This is a genomic window from Polycladomyces zharkentensis (assembly GCF_016938855.1).
GTDB classification, from domain to species: domain Bacteria; phylum Bacillota; class Bacilli; order Thermoactinomycetales; family JIR-001; genus Polycladomyces; species Polycladomyces zharkentensis.
Map to the genome: position 1 here is coordinate 192,265 of NZ_JAFHAP010000006.1, position 17,284 is coordinate 209,548.

General features: G+C 48.7%; 19 protein-coding genes. 15 read left to right on the forward strand and 4 right to left on the reverse strand.

Annotated features, from left to right (window positions below):
- The first annotated feature begins 17 nt into the window (after positions 1-17).
- The 14 genes from JQC72_RS06400 (at position 18) to JQC72_RS06460 (ending at position 12,603) form a co-directional block, all read left to right on the forward strand.
- The gene (locus JQC72_RS06400) at positions 18-272 is read left to right on the forward strand and encodes a head-tail connector protein (protein WP_205493870.1); all 255 of its coding nucleotides are present in this window, start codon (positions 18-20) and stop codon (positions 270-272) included.
- A gap of 15 nt (positions 273-287) precedes the next feature.
- Complete coding sequence (locus JQC72_RS06405; protein WP_205493872.1) at positions 288-518, forward strand: hypothetical protein; 231 nt, start codon at positions 288-290, stop codon at positions 516-518.
- Entirely contained in the window at positions 463-786 is a 324-nt protein-coding gene (locus tag JQC72_RS06410) for a phage head closure protein (RefSeq protein ID WP_205493874.1), read from the forward strand. The genes JQC72_RS06405 and JQC72_RS06410 overlap by 56 nt, the downstream gene beginning before the upstream one ends.
- Positions 783-1,145: a DUF3168 domain-containing protein gene (locus JQC72_RS06415; protein WP_205493876.1), complete on the forward strand. Its 363-nt coding sequence runs from the start codon at positions 783-785 to the stop codon at positions 1,143-1,145. Before JQC72_RS06410 ends, JQC72_RS06415 begins: the two co-directional genes overlap by 4 nt.
- 1 nt (position 1,146) lies before the next feature.
- Positions 1,147-1,710 carry a major tail protein gene (locus JQC72_RS06420; protein WP_205493878.1) on the forward strand — a complete coding sequence of 188 codons (564 nt, stop codon included), beginning with the start codon at positions 1,147-1,149 and terminating at the stop codon, positions 1,708-1,710.
- A 33-nt stretch (positions 1,711-1,743) separates the two neighbouring features.
- A complete protein-coding gene (locus JQC72_RS06425) occupies positions 1,744-2,130 on the forward strand; it encodes an HK97-gp10 family putative phage morphogenesis protein (RefSeq protein WP_205493880.1) in 387 nt (128 codons plus the stop codon).
- Between the two features lie 44 nt (positions 2,131-2,174).
- On the forward strand, positions 2,175-2,564 hold the full coding sequence (gene gpG / locus JQC72_RS06430; RefSeq protein WP_205493882.1) for a phage tail assembly chaperone G: 390 nt from the start codon (positions 2,175-2,177) through the stop codon (positions 2,562-2,564).
- 170 nt (positions 2,565-2,734) lie between these two features.
- Entirely contained in the window at positions 2,735-6,559 is a 3,825-nt protein-coding gene (locus tag JQC72_RS06435) for a phage tail tape measure protein (protein WP_205493892.1), read from the forward strand.
- Between the two features lie 18 nt (positions 6,560-6,577).
- Entirely contained in the window at positions 6,578-8,020 is a 1,443-nt protein-coding gene (locus JQC72_RS06440; protein ID WP_302104578.1) for a distal tail protein Dit, read from the forward strand.
- Positions 8,020-10,965, forward strand: coding sequence for a phage tail spike protein (locus tag JQC72_RS06445; protein ID WP_205493894.1), 2,946 nt, complete (start codon positions 8,020-8,022; stop codon positions 10,963-10,965). Before JQC72_RS06440 ends, JQC72_RS06445 begins: the two co-directional genes overlap by 1 nt.
- A gap of 14 nt (positions 10,966-10,979) precedes the next feature.
- Entirely contained in the window at positions 10,980-11,303 is a 324-nt protein-coding gene (locus JQC72_RS06450; RefSeq protein WP_205493895.1) for a hypothetical protein, read from the forward strand.
- Entirely contained in the window at positions 11,303-11,443 is a 141-nt protein-coding gene (locus JQC72_RS16825) for a CD1375 family protein (protein WP_419179843.1), read from the forward strand. Before JQC72_RS06450 ends, JQC72_RS16825 begins: the two co-directional genes overlap by 1 nt.
- Positions 11,444-11,449: 6 nt before the next feature.
- Positions 11,450-11,848, forward strand: a complete 399-nt coding sequence (locus JQC72_RS06455; RefSeq protein WP_205493896.1) for a phage holin family protein — start codon at positions 11,450-11,452, stop codon at positions 11,846-11,848.
- Entirely contained in the window at positions 11,845-12,603 is a 759-nt protein-coding gene (locus tag JQC72_RS06460) for an N-acetylmuramoyl-L-alanine amidase (RefSeq protein WP_205493902.1), read from the forward strand. Before JQC72_RS06455 ends, JQC72_RS06460 begins: the two co-directional genes overlap by 4 nt.
- Positions 12,604-13,340: 737 nt before the next feature.
- Here JQC72_RS06460 and JQC72_RS16830 read toward each other — a convergent pair.
- The 4 genes from JQC72_RS16830 to JQC72_RS06480 all read right to left on the reverse strand — a co-directional run bounded on the left by JQC72_RS16830 (position 13,341) and on the right by JQC72_RS06480 (position 15,992).
- Positions 13,341-13,946: a class I SAM-dependent methyltransferase gene (locus tag JQC72_RS16830; protein WP_205493974.1), complete on the reverse strand. Its 606-nt coding sequence runs from the start codon at positions 13,944-13,946 to the stop codon at positions 13,341-13,343.
- A gap of 335 nt (positions 13,947-14,281) precedes the next feature.
- The gene (locus tag JQC72_RS16480; protein WP_302104557.1) at positions 14,282-14,635 is read right to left on the reverse strand and encodes a gamma-type small acid-soluble spore protein; all 354 of its coding nucleotides are present in this window, start codon (positions 14,633-14,635) and stop codon (positions 14,282-14,284) included.
- Between the two features lie 70 nt (positions 14,636-14,705).
- Positions 14,706-14,948: a WGxxGxxG family protein gene (locus tag JQC72_RS06475; RefSeq protein ID WP_302104558.1), complete on the reverse strand. Its 243-nt coding sequence runs from the start codon at positions 14,946-14,948 to the stop codon at positions 14,706-14,708.
- A gap of 396 nt (positions 14,949-15,344) precedes the next feature.
- Positions 15,345-15,992, reverse strand: coding sequence for a L,D-transpeptidase family protein (locus JQC72_RS06480; RefSeq protein WP_205493911.1), 648 nt, complete (start codon positions 15,990-15,992; stop codon positions 15,345-15,347).
- Between the two features lie 250 nt (positions 15,993-16,242).
- Between JQC72_RS06480 and JQC72_RS06485 the strand changes: the two genes are divergently transcribed.
- Positions 16,243-17,070, forward strand: coding sequence for an SDH family Clp fold serine proteinase (locus JQC72_RS06485; RefSeq protein WP_302104559.1), 828 nt, complete (start codon positions 16,243-16,245; stop codon positions 17,068-17,070).
- Positions 17,071-17,284: the final 214 nt, after the last annotated feature.

Below are 17,284 nucleotides of genomic sequence, written 5' to 3' on the forward strand. Positions count from 1 at the left end.
TGATGGGGGCGTGAAACATGGATCTGACACTTGATGAGCTGAAAACCTATCTTCGGATCGATGGGAGCCAGGATGATGGCATCCTCGCTCTCCTCATAGATAGCGCAAAGGAGTATCTGGCAAACGCGGGTGTTCCGGAATCCGACAGCAAACTGTACAAGCTGGCAGTGATGCTTTATGTCGCGCTGCATTATGAAAATCGCGACCCTAGTGCGAAGATGGACAAATTCAACTTCGCGCTAGAGAGCATCATTTTGCAGTTGAAAGATTAAAAAGGGGTGATACTCGTGCGGAAGTATCGCGTAACTGCTGACTTTATCGACAAAAACACAGGCAAATATCACCCAGTCGGTGGGGTTTATGAGACGAATGACGCCGACCGCGTAGAGGAATTGAGAAAAGGAGGTTTTTTGGGGGACGAAGTCGCTGAACCCCATAAAGGAAAGGGAAAAGGAAAAGGCCATGAGAATAAACGATCTGCGGCACAGGGTAACGCTTCAAAAAAAGAACGTGATTAAAGACAGTGAAGGCTTAGTGACTGAAACCTGGATCGATGTAGCCACTGTTTGGGCAGCAGTGGAGCCACTTCGCGGGCGGGAATACTTTGAAGCTGCAGTGGTCAATGCGGAGAACATCGTCAGGATCCGGATGCGGTACAGGGATGGAGTGAAACCGGATATGCGGGTTATTTACTCGGGACGTATCTTTAACATCACCTCCGTTATCGATATCGATGAACGGCATCGGGAAATGCACCTGATGTGCCGGGAGGTGACGGCGGGATGATCAACGTCAAACCGGAAGTGTTACAAGCGCTGGAGAACAATCCGGCGCTTGTTGCTTTACTCGGTGGGAAACGGATTTACCAGATCAAAGCTCCCGATCCTGAAGAGTTCCCGCGCATTACTTTTTTCGAGTTGACGAATTTCGATCAAGATTTTGCTGATGATACTGCGATCAGCAGCGAAATCCACATTCAGATCGATATCTGGAGCAAGGAAAGTACATCCCCAATCGCGCTGGAAGTGGACAAAACCATGAAGAGCATCGGGTTTCAACGTAATTCGTCCCATGACTTTTATGAAGATGACACTCAAGTTTTCCATAAGGCGATGAGATATTCGACCATTAAGGAGGTTGGTTGAAATGGCAGTGCAAGTGGGTTTGCGGGACCTTTATTATGCTGTGTTGACGAAAGACGATTCCACTGGAGTTACGTACCAAACGCCGAAAAAGATAGCGGCGGCGATCAATGCCAAGATTTCGCCCAAAACCAACTCGGAAACGCTTTATGCAGATGACGGCCCCGTGGAAACCGCCTCGTCCCTCGGTGAGATTGAGGTGGAACTGGAGGTAAGCGATCTGCCATTGGACGTCCAAGCAGAGTTGTTGGGGCACACCGTAAGCCAGGGCGTCATTATTAAGAAATCCACGGATATTGCTCCCTATGTGGCGATTGGCTTCAAATCGGTCAAGTCGAACGGGAAATTCCGCTATGTCTGGCTTCTCAAAGGAAAATTTGAAGTGCCTGAATCGGAATACAAGACGATGGAAGATAAACCGGAGTTTCAAACGGCGACAATCAAGGGAACCTTCATTCGCCGGGATTGGGATAATGCATGGCAGAAAATTGCTGATGAAGATCATCCCGACTATGTCCCCAATATCGGTCAGAACTGGTTCAGCGCCGTAGAACCACCCACAGCCTAATACATTTTCGGTAACAAAACAGGGGGTGGCGGGATGACAGATATCGACTGGTCCGGGGTCGAAGAAATGCTTCTTAACATTCAGCGTCTGGGCCAGAAGGTATCCCGCCGGGAAAATCAGGCGCTCAGAGCTGGGGCGAAGGAGCTGCAGGAGACCATGGCCCGGAATGCACCTGGACCCTCCTACAAGAAACGGGTTCACCTGAAGGACAATATCCAGATGAGCAACGTAAAAAGGAAAGAGTATGGTAAAGCGATTGAGGTGGGGCCGGGGAAAACATCTTTCTATGCTCGATTTTTGGAGTTTGGAACATCGAAGATGTCTCCGCATCCGTTTGTCGGTCCAAGTATCGTGGAATCCCGCGAACGGGTACTGAAAGCGATGGCCGATGAATTGCGGAGGGGAATGGGTTTAGGTTGAGGGCCGGATGACCGGCCCTTCCACTTTTATTTATGGAGGGTTGTATGATGCTGAAAATCCAGCTTCGATTGCATGGCGAAACCAAAACTTACTGTCAGGACTTTATTTCCGGTTATCTGTTCCGTCGGGCACTTGATTTGGACGATAAGCGAAACAAGTTCCTGAAAAAGCTACTGGATCAGGAAAATGAACAGGATATGACCCAGGAGCAGGAGGAGCTGTTAAACGAGTTATACCATTTCGTTTCAGAGGTTTTTGGGGGGCAGTTCACACCTGAAGAATATGAGCGTGGAACCGATGCTCGGGAGATCATCGACCAGTCCTGGGCGATTGTTCATGGCATCATTAATCAGGTAATGGAGCCACTAAAAGAGCTGGATGATGATGGAGATATCAAAAAAAAGAAACATCTGAAGCCGAACCGGCGGAAGTAGTGAATGAATTGTATCTGAATCTCATGCAACAAGGCTGGAAGCTCCATGAGATTGACCAAATGGATATGGTCTTTTATATACGGCTGTATGCCCATGTCGCGAAGAAGCAACAAAAAGAGGAAAAGGTCTACATTGACCAGATCCTCTTTTAGGGAAGGGGGTGGAGCAGCATGGCAGAATCGCTCGGCGAGATCAGGGGTCAGGTCAAACTGGAAACCAAGGGATTTGAGCAAGGGATTTCACAAATCAACCGTCAATTGAGGCTGGTCAAAAGTGAAATGGACACCAGCTCAGCAAAAATGCGGGCATTTGGGCAATCGCAGGACCAATTGAGGCTCCATGCTAATTTGCTGGCCAAACAGATCGATCTTCAAAAACAAAAAGTCTCTCTGCTTTCTCAAATTCATGAGGCATATAACCAAAAACTCGGTGCTAATGCCACTGAAACGGAGAAAATGGCGGTTCGATTGAATCGAGCTCAGGCTGAATTGGCCAATATGGAAGGGGCACTCAGGCGTGTAAATACCCAAATGGACCAGCAACGCTCGTTGTTTGGCCGCTTTGGTCAAAATATGTTCCACATCCGGGAACAGGCGATTGAGACGGGGATTGCCCTCGGTGCAATGTCGGGCGGATTGGCGGTTGCATTGGGGAGCGCGGTCAAGAAAGCGGCGGACTTCGAGGCCCAACTATCCAGTGTAAAAGCGGTGACAGGGGCTTCCAATACAGAAATGGAGCAGTTTCGCCAACTGGCGATCCAAATGGGGGCCAATACCAAGTTTAGTGCGTTGGAAGCCCTCCAAGCCATCGAGGAACTGGCGAAGGCGGGTGTTTCCATCAGCGACATTTTAAATGGTGGTTTGAAGGGAGCCCTCGATTTGGCGTCGGCTGGCGAGTTGAATCTGGCTGAAGCGGCGGAAATCGCCTCCACTGCACTGAATGCCTTTAAGGCGGATCATCTGTCTGTTGCACAAGCGGCTAACATCCTGGCAGGTGCGGCAAATGCATCGGCAACAGATGTTCAGGAACTGCGCTACGGTCTGGCCGCCTCTGCAGCGGTTGCTTCAGGCGCTGGCCTGTCCTTCCGTGATACGGCCACTGCATTGGCGGTGTTTGCGCAAAACGGCTTAAAAGGTTCTGATGCGGGCACGTCACTCAAAACAATGTTGCTGAACCTCACCCCGTCATCAAAGCAAGCCGCCGAGGAAATGAAAAAGCTCGGCATCATCACCGAGGACGGGAAAAACCAGTTCTTTGACGCCCATGGCAAGGTGAAATCCTTTGCAGAGATTGCTGGGGTTCTCCGGGATAAATTGAGGAACTTATCCGAAGAACAGCGGAACCAAGCACTAAAAACGATGTTCGGGACCGATGCGATCCGGGCGGCCAATATCGCCTTTAAGGAAGGAGCGGAAGGCGTCCGACAAATGGCCCAGGAGATGTCCAAAACCACGGCGGCGGAAGTGGCCCGCCAGCGGATGGACAACCTCAAAGGGACGATGGAGCAACTGCGTGGCGCTTTTGAAACAGCCCAGATCGAAATGGGAACCATGTTTTTGCCGGTTTTACGTAGCCTTGCCAACGGAGTTCAGAGTGTGGTGGATTGGTTCTCTCAATTGAGTCCGACCACTAAGGAAGCCATCGGGATTTTTGCGGGTGTTACTTCTGGTGTCCTGGCACTTGGTGCCGCCATTGCGGGGATTATTGCCATTGCGAACCCCTTCACAGCAGCAATTGTCGGGGCGGGCGTGGCCATCGGCGGGCTGGCGGCATTGTCTCACAAACTATCCGCAGACATGAAACAAGCGGAAACGGATGCCAGACGGTTCGGTGTTGGTGTCTCGCAAGGGACGATCCAGGCGGCCAAGGGCTATGTGGATTTGCGGGATAAAGCGATGGTCAACCTTGCACGGTTGCGAATCGCTTCCGGTACCGAGGCAAAGAAAATCGTTCAGGAAACGGTGACGATATTTGCCCAAATGGGGGATAAAATCGTCGCCGAGCTGAACAGGGACAAAATCAATGTCCAGAAGGCCACGGCCACCATGCTGTCCCAGGTGCCCAACGCACTGAAGCCTGCGGTTCAAAAAGTGGCGGATGATGCCATCAAGAAAATTGACGCCCAGATCAAGAAAATCCAACAGGCCAATCAGATCGTCCGAAAAGGATTGCTGGAGTATGGTGGGAATCTCGCCAAAATGCCGAAGAAGTTTGCAGCCGAATACCAGCAAGCATTTCAGGCCCTGGACAAAGGGTCACAAACCTTTGTCAAGAAAATCGGCGATCTGAACAGCTATATGAAGAAGTTTGAATCAGAGCGGGGGAAAATCTCGGTTGAAGGTGTCAAGCAGTGGATGTCCACGATCGAGAAAACATACCAGCATGCTGTCAATGCGGCAAAACAGACATCCAAAGAGCTGAAGGCTATTTGGGAGGAACAACTGGCCAATGGAAACATTACACGGGAACAGTATAATCAACAAATCGCGATTATCAACCAAATGGAACAGGAAAAGATCGCAGCTGCACAACAAAAACGCGCCCAAGCAATCCAGGAATTGCGAAAGAGTATGTCGGAGGAAGCGCAGCAATACCAACTCGCAACCGGAGAAATGCTGGATAGTTACATGGGATATGTGACAGCCAAGGCCGGATTGATGAAATCCGATGCCCAGCTGAACGCGGAAGGGAAAAAGAACAACGAGGAATTTGTCAACAGTGTGAGCCAATCCGCCGATAAAGCGACGGCGGCAGCGCAAAAAGGGCGCGAGCGGTTAATCAAACTGTATGGCGATATGGGCATTGTGGCCATGGAATCCTTCACGAAAGGGCTGCGTTTCCAAAGCCCTGAGATCATCGCGCAGAAACTAGGCCTCGACTTGAAGTCGAAGATGAAGATCGATCTTGGACCCGATGGAAAAGTCACTGCCGAATCGTTTGTCAAAGGTCTGGCAAATGGCACCTATGGCTTTAACCAGGTGGCCGCATACTTCAATAACCACTTAAAGCAAGGGATGAAGGTGGACCTGTCTCCTGAAGGAAAGCAAAACATCGCGACACTTCGGGCAGGGATGCAGGCGGGAATCGTTGATGTAAACAAAGTGGCCAGCCTGCTCGGTCTGGACATCAAAAGCAAAGTGAAGGTCAATCTCGGGCCTCAGGGACAATATACCGTTCAAACGATGTTGAAAGGGTTACAGGACGGTAAGGTTGATATTCAGACGTTCGCTAAAGGGATCGAGAAGTTGCTCAAAACCAATGCGAAAGCAAACCTCCATCCGGAAGGGAAAGCAGCAGGCGACTCCCATGCCAAGGGTCTGAAAGCCAGCCAACCCAATGTCCAGGCGGCGGCCATTGCCCTTAGATTGGGGGTTCAATCTCTATTAGGAAAGACAACGGATGGAGGCGGTGGTAATAAGGCGGGCAGTCAATTCGCCAGCGGGATTTTAAGTAATAAGGGAAAAGCAGCGGGAAATGCCGCATCTGTAGCAAATACCGCCAAGGGTAACCTGCAGGTTGACGCATATGGACTGGGAGGAAATGTGTCCAGCAGTTTTGCCTCGGGGATCCTGGGCGGAAAATTTGGTGTTATCTCTGCCGCAGCGTCGATTGCCAGAGCGGCATGGAACAGCATTAAAAACACATTGGGGATAGCGTCACCGTCCAAAGAGATGATTAAGTTGGGGAAATTCACAACTGAGGGTTTTGAGCGGGGGATGAAATCCCGTCTGTATCAAGTCCAGCAGCTTAGTAAACTGATCGCTGAGACAGCCATGCCGTCTGTGAAACAATCCCCCATTTCCAATGCAAGTGGGAACACGATTCAAACCGCGAGTTCCAACGTAACGGTTCCTGTCTATGTTTCATTGCGATTTGACCAGCCCGTGTTTTTCAACGATCAATCGAGCATGCAGAAACTCGCCGACGGGCTAACTCCGTTAATTGCAAAAGCGGTTAATAAACAGGATATCCTGCTTAACCGGGCGAAAGGGTGATCCAATTTGGCTAAATTGATGCTGAACAACGTGGAGATCCCTTCTTTCGTCAAAGTGGGGAAAATCAAGAACCCTCCCCATCCACCAATTTCGTTAGTGACAACTAACATACCCGGGCGGGCGGGGAGCTATTATTTTGGCCAGAATCTCGGGGAAAGGACCATCACGGTTCCCCTGACTATTACCGCCGATTCTATTCTTGATATCCCCGCGAAGAAAAGGGCGCTGATGAGTTGGTTGTTTTATGATGATCCGATGCAGCTCATTTTGCCTGATGAGCCGGATAAGTACTACATGGCCAAAGCATCAGGAGAGACGAATATAGATAAGATTCTCCGTGTGGGATTTGGAACAGTCACCTTTGTTTGTCCGGATCCCATCGCCTATGGAGTAACCGAAAAAACGGCCAATTTTGTTCCGGGTGACACCAACCCGCTTCAAGTAGTCAACAACGGAGATTTGGATGCGTACCCACAGCTCCACTTTGAATTTACCGGGAACACTACCGAGTTTGGAATCTTCTCCGCCGACGATTATATTTACTTTGGCCAAGCCGCCAACGTGGACACCCAGACGGCCGTAACCAAGAGGACGAAGGTTCTGGACGATGATTGTTCCAGTGTTGCGGGGTATACGGCTGGTGTTGGGGTAGACGGCGGGACGGTGGCTGGTACTTTGTCGTCAGACGGAACCAAAATCCGCGCCAGCGATTACGGAAGCGGCTCCACCTGGCACGGCCCGGCGGGGGTGAAATCCCTCGGACAGCAGATCCAGGACTTCACTGTTCAGGTGGAGGCAGGGTTTAAGGCCGGTTATGCCTACCAAGTGGGAAGGTTGGAAGTTTACCTGTTGGACATCAACAACGCGGTGATCGGTAAAATGGCGATCCGGGACAGCAGCGTTAGTCTGGACAACCCGTATTTGGAGGCCCGTGCCGGGAACTTGTCGACCGGACGGGTCTTTGTCAATTTTACCGGGTCGGTAGGAAGCTGGAAGCAGTTCAACGGGCCTATTCGATTGACTCGGATCGGGAACCGATGGGAGTTCAGTGCCTCGCGGCGGGACAACAACGGAAAGCTGTATAAGACTTTTTCATACAGCTTCATCGACAAGGACAATCTCTACAACCAAAAACTGGCCGCCATACAGGTCCATTTTGGGGTGTATGGGACACGGCAAGCGATATCCACCAACTATATTGAGCAGATCCAGGTGTGGAATGAGAAGACACCGGCATCTACCGAAGTACCTTATGTATTTGAGGCAGGAGATATCCTGGACATCGACTGTTCTTCGGGGCAAATCATCAAGACCAGTAACGGAAACCAAGAGGAATATTACTATGCAATGGATCCGGGAAGCAATTTCATCCGTTTGATGAAAGGAACCAACGCGCTTTCTGTCTATCCGTCCGACATCATCACCAATTCGTATCTGAAGTATCGGGAGAGGTGGTTATAATGGCCAAGATCCCCAATCTCTATATACTGGACCGGTTTGAAAAAGCCATCGGGGTCTTGAACCCTTCTCTCCCGAATGCATGTCCGTTTTTCGATGATGTCCGAACGGAACGAATCCAATATGCCTATCTTACGTATGAGTTTTCCGTTCCGGGTGATCATCCTGCAGCGCATAATTTGGTCGTTGGCAATCTGATTGTCTATCCATTCAGACCGGGTGCCTACAATCTCTTTCGGATCGTGAACACGGAAGAAGATCATTCCGAAGAGCGATATATTAAGCGGATTACGTGCGAAAATGCCGCCGTCGGAGACCTGATCAGCAACATCATCCTGCCGACCAAGTTGTCCAGCTACACGCTTCCACAGGCCATTTCATATTTGCTCCAAGGCACCAACTGGCAGGCGGGTGAGGTGGAGCTCGCCGGGACCCAGGATATCGTTTTCGATGATGTGGCCACCTCACTGGATGCACTTCACCAGGTAATGGACAAATTCGGAGCGGAAATCGAGTTTGTTGTGCAGTTTAACGGTTTGAAGGTGACCAACCGGCTTGTTCATGCCAGACTCCAACGTGGTCGGCAATTGGACAAGCCGTTTGTTTATGGGTTGAATCTCAAGGGAGCCAAGCGGAAGGAAGATTATACCCAACTGGTCACGGCACTCTATGGGATCGGGTCCAAAGATTCCGCCGGTAACCTGCTCACCTTTGACACCTACAACCCGACACTTTCTTATCCGTATGAGAAACCGGCAGGGGCCAAATGGGTCGGTGATCAGGATGCACTTCAGCGGTGGTCGAAGAACGGAAAGCACATCTTCGGCATCTACAAGGACGACAAAGCGACCAACGCGGTAGAGCTGTTCAACAATACGTTAGCGGAATTAATGCGGCGGACCCGGCCACAACTCACTTATGAAGTGGATATCGCGTTGCTCCCCGACGACGATATCCGGTTGTATGACACGATTCTGGTGAAGGATACCACCTTTGAGCCTGAGATGGTGCTGGAGGCTCGGATTGTTGAGGTGAAAGAGTCTCTTACCGATCCGAGTAAGAACCAAGTCACATTGGGGGACTATCAGCCGATCCAAATCACCCCGAATGATACGATCAAAGAGATTCAAAAGCAACTCAGAGATACATTGGATACGGCCAAGAGAGCGGCGGGAACGGGGGCACATGTCATTGCCAACACACCGAAACCGCTGGCCAATGGTGACTACGCGAACTTCAACCATTCCCTGACCATTCAGGTGACAGAGAATGTCCATTTGGGTTATGTCAGCGTTTTTTGCGACACGGCGGGACAGTCAGGAACGGTGGAACTGCGTGATGGTAGCGGAAATGCTATTGAGAAGCGTCAGTTCACAAACCTTGTTGCCGGCGAAAACCGTTTGAAGCTCGATTTCCTGTTACGTCAGGAAGTGGGTACCTATCAGTTGTATGGTGATTTCTCTGGCAACACTTACCGGACTACGAGCGGAGTTTCATTCCCGTATGATTCCGGTTCCTTTAAGGTCGTGGGTTCGAGCTCAACGTCGGGTTACTGGTATCACTTCTATGACATTTCGGTTGGTGGTCCCGGCGTCAAAGGAGCTTATGGCCAGGAACTGCGTCTTGGGGATATCGGTAGCCGATACGGAAAGGTTGTAGCCTATGATTCCAACGGCGAAACGATTGCCATCATCGACGATACCCAGGTGACGTTTGGCACGGTTGTGGCTGAAAGCGTCCAGGCTCCGAACGTCGTGACCACTGGGATTCCGGCAGGAACTACTATTACTTATTATGTGAACGCAAATACGGGAAGCGACGACAATGATGGGAGTAGCAGCGCACCGTTGGCTTCCGTGTATGCCGTCATTAATCGACTACCACGTGTATTTGACGGCACAGTGAAAATCTACCTGCAATCCGACATCTACGAGGACATTATTCTGTCAGGGTTCATCGGCAGCGGCAAGATCGTCATCGTGATGAATGGATACACGATGACGGGAAGTTTTATATGCAAATCCGTCAAGATGCGGGTGGAACTATACGGTGGTACGGAATACACTTCGTATCTATATGGGCGGATCAACGCAAAGGCCAGCGAAAACATCGGCGTGATTCAGATATTTGAAAGTGATTATTTCTACGGAAGCTACCTTAAGGTATACGGCAACAGTAACTGTACGGGCGTCGTCACCACTTACGACAACAGTTTCGCCTATTACGCCAATTGTGAGTTCTACAATGCGAACAGTGCTTGTGTTTACTCTGGGTACGGTGCTACGACTATGCTCAAATCCTGCGTCGGAAGTGGCGCGACTTACGGGGTGATGGCGGACTATGCGGGATATATTGGCTGGAGCACCCTGATCCCAGATGGTGCGGGAAATCCAATCCGTGCTGTTAACGGTGGGATGGTGAACCCCTCATCTGTCGGACAGGGTCAGAGCGGTTCGGGAACAGGGGGCTCGACGCCAACAGCACCGTCTGTTTATACATGGGATTCTACAAGCGGTGACTCGTGGCGCACCGTTTACAACTCGTGGCGGGGAGATGGAACAGTCCGCCAGGGCGACTGGCAAGGCTATGGTTTGCACACCGGCATCTGGCTGTTTTCGTCTGGGCTGTCTAGTACCGTTACAGGCAAGACAATTAAACGGATTCGTGTATATCTGAAGCGGCTAAGAGGCGGGAACGACAAAGTAACCGTCACGCTTCGGATGCACAGCTACATGTCTAAGCCAGCGGGACAACCGTCTGTACTATCGCCGACATACAACGTCACGTTTTCCGTCGGCGAAGCGAAATGGATCGACTTGCCTTCAAGCTGGTTTTCCTACTTCTCGAACGGTACCGCGAAGGGGATCGGTCTGTACACGTCCAATGACAGCGATGCTTACTACGCCGTGTTTGACGACAGCGCAAAGATAGAGATCACCTATGTCTGATGGAGGAGGTTGCCATGAAGTACGTCAGTTGTACGAGGGACGGTACCGTCGTAGAGGTGTTCGAAAACATCACCGAACCCGAATATGACGAAGAAAAGAATATAGTCCGATTTAAGGACAGTGCAGGAAATGGCGTCATGTTTTCCGGTATGGCGCTTTTTTTGTTTCTGCCTGACTCCGTTGCAATTGCCGAAGGGGACACGGTCACCCCCGAGCTACAGGCGCAGGACATTCGTCATGAGGTTGTGAAACAAGCGCTGCCATACAGACAGCAGATCGACCAAGATGAGACATTGGTTTATCTGTTTGAGACACTTCTCGCAAAGGGGGTGATCTGATGCACCCGTTGGCTCCGTCTTATGCCCGACTCATACTGGCGGGATTGAAGACGATCGATGATGTGCCTAATGTCGGTACACTTCGCCAGGATGTTCAAACATGTATTAATGAACAACAAACACAATCAGGGAGTGGGTGATACAACATGGAGACGACGTTTAAATTGTTTGTTGCCATGGGCGGCGCTGCCGCCTCTTTTTTATGGGGAGGGTGGTCATCGGCATTGCAAACACTACTTTTATTTGTCGCCCTCGATTACCTGACTGGATTCGCTGCAGCTTTTAAAGAGGGGATATTGGCGAGCCGGATCGGGTTTCAGGGAATCGCCATGAAGGTGGGAATTTTTGCGATCGTAGCCGTGGCCCATCAGGTGGATGTCATGTTGGGTGATGGCCATATTTTCCGGGATGGGACAGTTACGTTCTACGTTGCTAATGAAGCCCTCTCCATCATCGAAAATGCTGGGAGGTTGGGTCTGCCCATCCCGCCGAGGATTCAGCAGGCAGTGGAGATATTACGTGGAAAGGAGAGCGTTCGTAAATGAGCAAAGTTTTGATTTGCCTTGATCCTGGTCATGGAGGCCCTGATAGCGGGGCGGTGTCGAAATCTGGTTTGCGTGAAGCGGATGTGGCCTTGACTTTGGCCGAGAAAGTGAGCGCGGCTCTCGGGAAATATGACGGGGTTGCGGTCACGTTTACCCGCGACCGCAACAACAGCAAAAATTATCCTGCACCGCCTGAAGGCTTGCGGAAGCGGATCGCCTACGCGAACGCAAGCGGAGCGGATGCTTTTGTGTCTTTGCATTGCAACTCTGGAGGCGGCAAAGGTTTCGAGTCCTTTGTGGCTGGCAACTGTTCTGCCTTCTCCAAAAAAATGCAGGCTGTGTTGAATGAACACATCCTTGCGTACCTGAAAGGCTACGGCATTGGTGCACACGGAACCGCGGCCAAGGTTGACAGCCAATCGGCCCGTGGTCGGATCGGTGTGTTGCGTGACACCAAAATGCCTGCGGTGTTGCTGGAATGCTTGTTCATCGACAACCCGAATGAAGAAAAATTGTTGCGTGACGGGAATTTCCTTGATGGGTTGGCCCAATCGATCGCGGCAGGCGTGGCCTCCGCGTTTGGCCTGAAAAAGAAAGCGACACCCCAACCAGTTCAACCGCAAACGAAACCGATGCATCGTGTCATTGTAGACGGCAAACCGGTTATTGATTCCGCCTATAAAGATAAATTGTTGGCGGCGTTGGCGAAGGCGTTGGACAAGTACCAAGATAAAGTGGAGATTACCAGGAGGTAACAGAAAGGGGATTGGTGGAAGAGGTCCAATGATTTAGAATAGGATTTGACCAAGACAGACTGAGTCTAATAAAAACTTGGGCGGTGTTTTACTGCCCAGGTTTTTACATCTCATCTAAGAAAGGGGAGAAAAATGATGTTAAACCATAGTATTTTATTAAAGCAGCACATAAAGTTTGTTTTGTATTCTCAGATATCGGGCCTCGTGCAATTGAGACGTATTTCAAGTTTCAAGATTCCTACACGGAGCATAACTCGTCTAATAACGCTTAGCGTTAAACCTGACAAGAGGAAATTCGTCGTCATCTCGTTTCCATTTTGAGTGTAAATTTACGACGCATGATCCCACTTATTCCGCCTCCTCTTCATCCTCTAACAGCCATCCGGGAACTGGAGCAAACAGTGCCCAGAGAATCAGCAGACCCATCACCACAGGAAGCACCAACATTTCCATCATTCCATGCCCCCCTCACTCAAAATTGGTTCAACCGCCCAGGTAAGAAACGCCCCATTTTCACGCCCTTTTTTAGTCCTAACAACGATTTCCCCGCCGCCCGAGAAACTCAAAGGGTTTGACCTCCCGGTTCAGTTGGTCTTCCTCGGGAGGTATACACATTAATGGAATTGTATCCACAACTTCGTAGAGGCGGCCTAGTGTATAATACATTCCAATGCCGTATGAACCGCGGTAATACAAACGGACGATCTAACGAAAATGAGATCTTAACATCCACTTGGTTAGTGGATGTTTCTTTTACGATTTGGTTGTGCACAAAAAAATAATTCGTGGTAAAAAAGACATTTCCGAAACCGTTTCAAAACCTGGCAACCATAGTGATGATGTTGAAACAGATGGAGATAGTCTTCTTCGTTACGTATATACTCTCCACGATCAAACCAGGTCATAAAACGGTTGGAGAGTGGTTTATCGGAAAATAAGCAGGGCTCAATCACGATAATAGTTCCAGTTGGTTTTAAAATTCGTGTAAACTCCTCCATATAGAGATGGATCTCTTCTGAAGCAATATGATGTAAAACAGCGACGATCAAGATATAATCCATGCTTTTATCTTCAATAGGGAAATGATTATTTTGAAAAACATCAAAAGTGTACTCAGGATAAAGCTGTTTTGCAAAAGCAATACGTCGATGGTCAGGATCTAGGCCTATGTAACATTCAGAAGAAAAGATCGGGCAATTAGCTCCTGTACCTGAACCAAAATCAAGAATATGCCTTCCTTGAACAGGAAAGTGGTCTAAAATTAAATTATGAATATATTTTTTAGTAGACCATTTGGGACGAACCAGCCGATGGTATAGATATGGAGATAATTTGATGGTAATACCTGTTCACCTGCTTTCCTGTATAGATTTACAGCTAATCTTCCCCGGTTTTCCGAAAATATGTATCAAAAAACTTCTAGTGCCCTTACTGAGGAGGGATTACCATGGCTGACGTTGCAATAATCAGACCTGTAATCTGAGCTAGATCGGAAAAGACTAAACCCTGGTTGCAACAAGAGTTAGAAAAAAAGGGATACGAGGATATGGTGAACAGCAATGATTCGGGAGCATTTGGTGCATTGGTATTCAATCCATACTACTCCGCATTGTTCGCGGGCCTCCTGATAAAAAACAAATAAAGAGCACCTTTACAGAGAAAAGTGCTCTTATGATCGTTATTGCTGCTTATTGTTAGCGGATTGTTGATTTTGTCGACGAACTTCTTGAACGTTAGTTTCACTTGCAAATTCAGTTCCAAAATTTTGGGGAGCGCTCCCAGTTAAACCATAACCCTGAACGGCTTGGCTAGCACCAAGAGATGATTGAAGTTGTTGAACAATTTGCTGAATCTGGTTCAATTGTTGGGCGGCATTTTGCTCGCGTTGATCAAAGTTATTTACGGTGCTCCCTTGTTGAAACTGACGAGCATTTTGAAGTTCATTTTGTTCTAACTGTTGGGCAATTTGTCTGATTTGTTGTAAGGCTTGCTGTGCTTGTTGGGCAGCCGTGTCAATTCGACGATATGGCATTTTACTCACTCCTCATCTTAGTTTTAACCTAACCTTTTGGCCACGATAACTTTGTATTTATCGCCCACGGTTATCGATCGCGACCGCGCAGGCCCAAGAGTCCTAACAGACCGGCTAATCCAATCCATCCCCAGTCACGATCGTTATCCTGGGTACCTGTGGCAGTCCGCTGGATGTTGTTCATCATACCCCGGTTATTGTTGTCATTCACTTGAACAACTTGACTAGCCATTTCCGCCGAAACATGAGGAACCTGAAAAGCGAATGCGGTCAGCATTACGGTGGTCACAAACAATGCAAAGAACTTTTGCATGGTGATACCTTCCTTTCGGTTATGTTTGCTTTTAGATTCCCACCCTTAATGTTTTTTCATACAGATAATTTTGTATGGCTGTTTTAAATGTGATCTGAGGTTTATTTTTTGTTGAATCTTACATAATAAGCATATTGACGTTTTATTTCCCTCCTTAAAGTGGTCAAACAGACCATCTTTAATCCACTCAGTTCACCGACTCGACTGAGTGGTTTTTTTATGTATAAAATCATCTCATTTGAGAACTCTAATTATTCACAGTCGGAGGTCAAATTAACGAAGACATAATCGTAGCAGAAATGTTGTTGGCTCGCCATCGGCGGAAACGCCAAAATAGCTATTTATTTGTGAATCGTTGCCGTACCCCGTATAAGAAAATGGGGCTTTTCGGCGTGTTTATTCCCATAATCCCAATTGCATGTATTCAACCAACTTAATTTGAGCAGTTACCTTAAGACGGTGATCTCTTTGATACCTCTTTACCGCTTCTTCCAAGCCAGCTCCAAACAATCCATCCATTGGCCCGTGATAGTATCCCGCCGCTCGTAGGCGGTTTTGAACCAAGAGGACCAATGATCCTCGGTCCCCACGAACCAGTGTTTTCGGAAGCCCTTCTCCCAGACCCAGAATCGGACCCTCAATGTATACCCGGGTTCCCAGAGGAACTTTTGGAAACAGCGCCTTGATATCCGGATTCAGCAGGCGAATACAACCGTGGCTTGTGTGACGACCGATGGAATGAGGCCGGTTTGTGCCGTGGATTCCGTACTTACCCCATGGAACATTTAGTCCCAACCATCGGGGACCAAAACCTCCCCCCCAATCTCTAGACTTTTCGACCACTTTCCAGTTTCCGATGGGAGTGGGGGATTGTTCTTTTCCGACACCAACAGGAAAGGTATCGAGAATTTGATTCCCATCCATAAGGTAAAGCTTTCTTTTCCATAGGTCGATGTGAATCCAGAGGTCGTCCCCGGGTTGTATTGAACTAAAAACGCTTGAATGAAGAAACAGGCTCAAGACGAGAGTAATGATCGGTTTCAAAGTGCTTCCACCTACTTAAAAGTGTATAAGCAAGATTTATCTTACCCTTTAGATCTTCGGAAATACGCCATGGCCAATCCCCTTGGGTATTTGAATTAAGGGTACTTTGTTTGGGAAAAATATCCAAAAGGGCTGTTAAGCGGAGTCCAGGATAAAAAATCCAAGGACAATAAAATATCCAAAATATAGGTCAAAGAACTGACGCTGACAGGTTAGTCCCTGTTTCATTCAAATTCATGAGGTGTCGAGTATGTGGTGGTTCTGGGTTATCCTCTTGATATGGACACTCTTTCCTGTATGGCAACAATATTGGATCAATTCTCAACGCATACGGGTAATCCGGCAAATGGAGCGTCAACGGGGAACACGAGTGATCACGTTGATTCATCGTCAAGAGACAATTAGATTTCTCGGGATTCCGCTCAGGAATTATATCTCGGTGGAGGACTCTGAACAACTTCTTCGTGCCATTCGTTTAACTCCCGACTCAATGCCAATTGATCTCATCTTACATACACCGGGCGGGCTTGTTTTGGCATCGGAACAAATCGCACGTGCACTAAACCACCATCCGGCCAAAGTCACGGTATTCGTTCCACACTATGCGATGTCTGGTGGAACCATGATAGCACTCGCGGCCGATGAAATCGTTATCGATGAAAATGCGGTCTTGGGGCCTATTGATCCACAGATCGGACAGTACCCGGCTGCGTCACTTATCGAAGTGGTGGCACAGAAACCCATTGAAAAAGTGAAAGATAATACCTTGGTATTGGTTGATATCGCACGAAAAGCGCTCAAACAAGTAGAAACCTTTTTGACGGAGCTCCTTAAGGACAAGATGGATTTGGCTAAAGCGCAGGAATTAGCCCATGTTTTGTCCTCTGGACTCTGGACACATGATTATCCAATCACTATAGAGAAACTCAAAGGGTTCGACCTCCCAATTCAAGTTGGCCTTCCTCGGGAGGTATACACATTAATGGAATTGTATCCACAACCTTCGCAGAGGAGGCCTAGTGTACAATACATCCCAATGCCGTATGAGAGTAGCGGTGATACAAACGGCCGATCCTAATATGGTTTTTTACCAGCATCACTGGCCGTTCTACGACAAAAATTCCGGGAGATAATTTATCTGTTGATACAAACCCGCCCAGGTTGTGAGGCACTGGGCGGGTTTGCTGAGGCTGGAAGAGGCACAGGAGGATGTGTGATATGTCCCCTTGCCTTGGGAAACATTTATTGATATAGAGTAAATGTTTTGATAAATGATAGTAGTTATTCCTCAT

What these genes read in the sequence shown, in the direction of transcription:
- JQC72_RS06400 (WP_205493870.1), top strand. Translation starts at nt 18, where the DNA reads ATGGATCTGACACTTGATGAGCTGAAAACCTATCTTCGGATCGATGGG.
- JQC72_RS06440 (WP_302104578.1), top strand. Translation starts at nt 6,578, where the DNA reads ATGCTGAACAACGTGGAGATCCCTTCTTTCGTCAAAGTGGGGAAAATC.
- JQC72_RS06485 (WP_302104559.1), top strand. Translation starts at nt 16,243, where the DNA reads ATGTGGTGGTTCTGGGTTATCCTCTTGATATGGACACTCTTTCCTGTA.
- JQC72_RS06420 (WP_205493878.1), top strand. Translation starts at nt 1,147, where the DNA reads ATGGCAGTGCAAGTGGGTTTGCGGGACCTTTATTATGCTGTGTTGACG.
- JQC72_RS06460 (WP_205493902.1), top strand. Translation starts at nt 11,845, where the DNA reads ATGAGCAAAGTTTTGATTTGCCTTGATCCTGGTCATGGAGGCCCTGAT.
- JQC72_RS16480 (WP_302104557.1), bottom strand. Translation starts at nt 14,635, where the DNA reads ATGCCATATCGTCGAATTGACACGGCTGCCCAACAAGCACAGCAAGCC.
- JQC72_RS06415 (WP_205493876.1), top strand. Translation starts at nt 783, where the DNA reads ATGATCAACGTCAAACCGGAAGTGTTACAAGCGCTGGAGAACAATCCG.
- JQC72_RS06435 (WP_205493892.1), top strand. Translation starts at nt 2,735, where the DNA reads ATGGCAGAATCGCTCGGCGAGATCAGGGGTCAGGTCAAACTGGAAACC.
- JQC72_RS06475 (WP_302104558.1), bottom strand. Translation starts at nt 14,948, where the DNA reads ATGCAAAAGTTCTTTGCATTGTTTGTGACCACCGTAATGCTGACCGCA.
- JQC72_RS06455 (WP_205493896.1), top strand. Translation starts at nt 11,450, where the DNA reads ATGGAGACGACGTTTAAATTGTTTGTTGCCATGGGCGGCGCTGCCGCC.
- gpG (WP_205493882.1), top strand. Translation starts at nt 2,175, where the DNA reads ATGATGCTGAAAATCCAGCTTCGATTGCATGGCGAAACCAAAACTTAC.
- JQC72_RS06450 (WP_205493895.1), top strand. Translation starts at nt 10,980, where the DNA reads ATGAAGTACGTCAGTTGTACGAGGGACGGTACCGTCGTAGAGGTGTTC.
- JQC72_RS06445 (WP_205493894.1), top strand. Translation starts at nt 8,020, where the DNA reads ATGGCCAAGATCCCCAATCTCTATATACTGGACCGGTTTGAAAAAGCC.
- JQC72_RS06410 (WP_205493874.1), top strand. Translation starts at nt 463, where the DNA reads ATGAGAATAAACGATCTGCGGCACAGGGTAACGCTTCAAAAAAAGAAC.
- JQC72_RS16825 (WP_419179843.1), top strand. Translation starts at nt 11,303, where the DNA reads ATGCACCCGTTGGCTCCGTCTTATGCCCGACTCATACTGGCGGGATTG.
- JQC72_RS06425 (WP_205493880.1), top strand. Translation starts at nt 1,744, where the DNA reads ATGACAGATATCGACTGGTCCGGGGTCGAAGAAATGCTTCTTAACATT.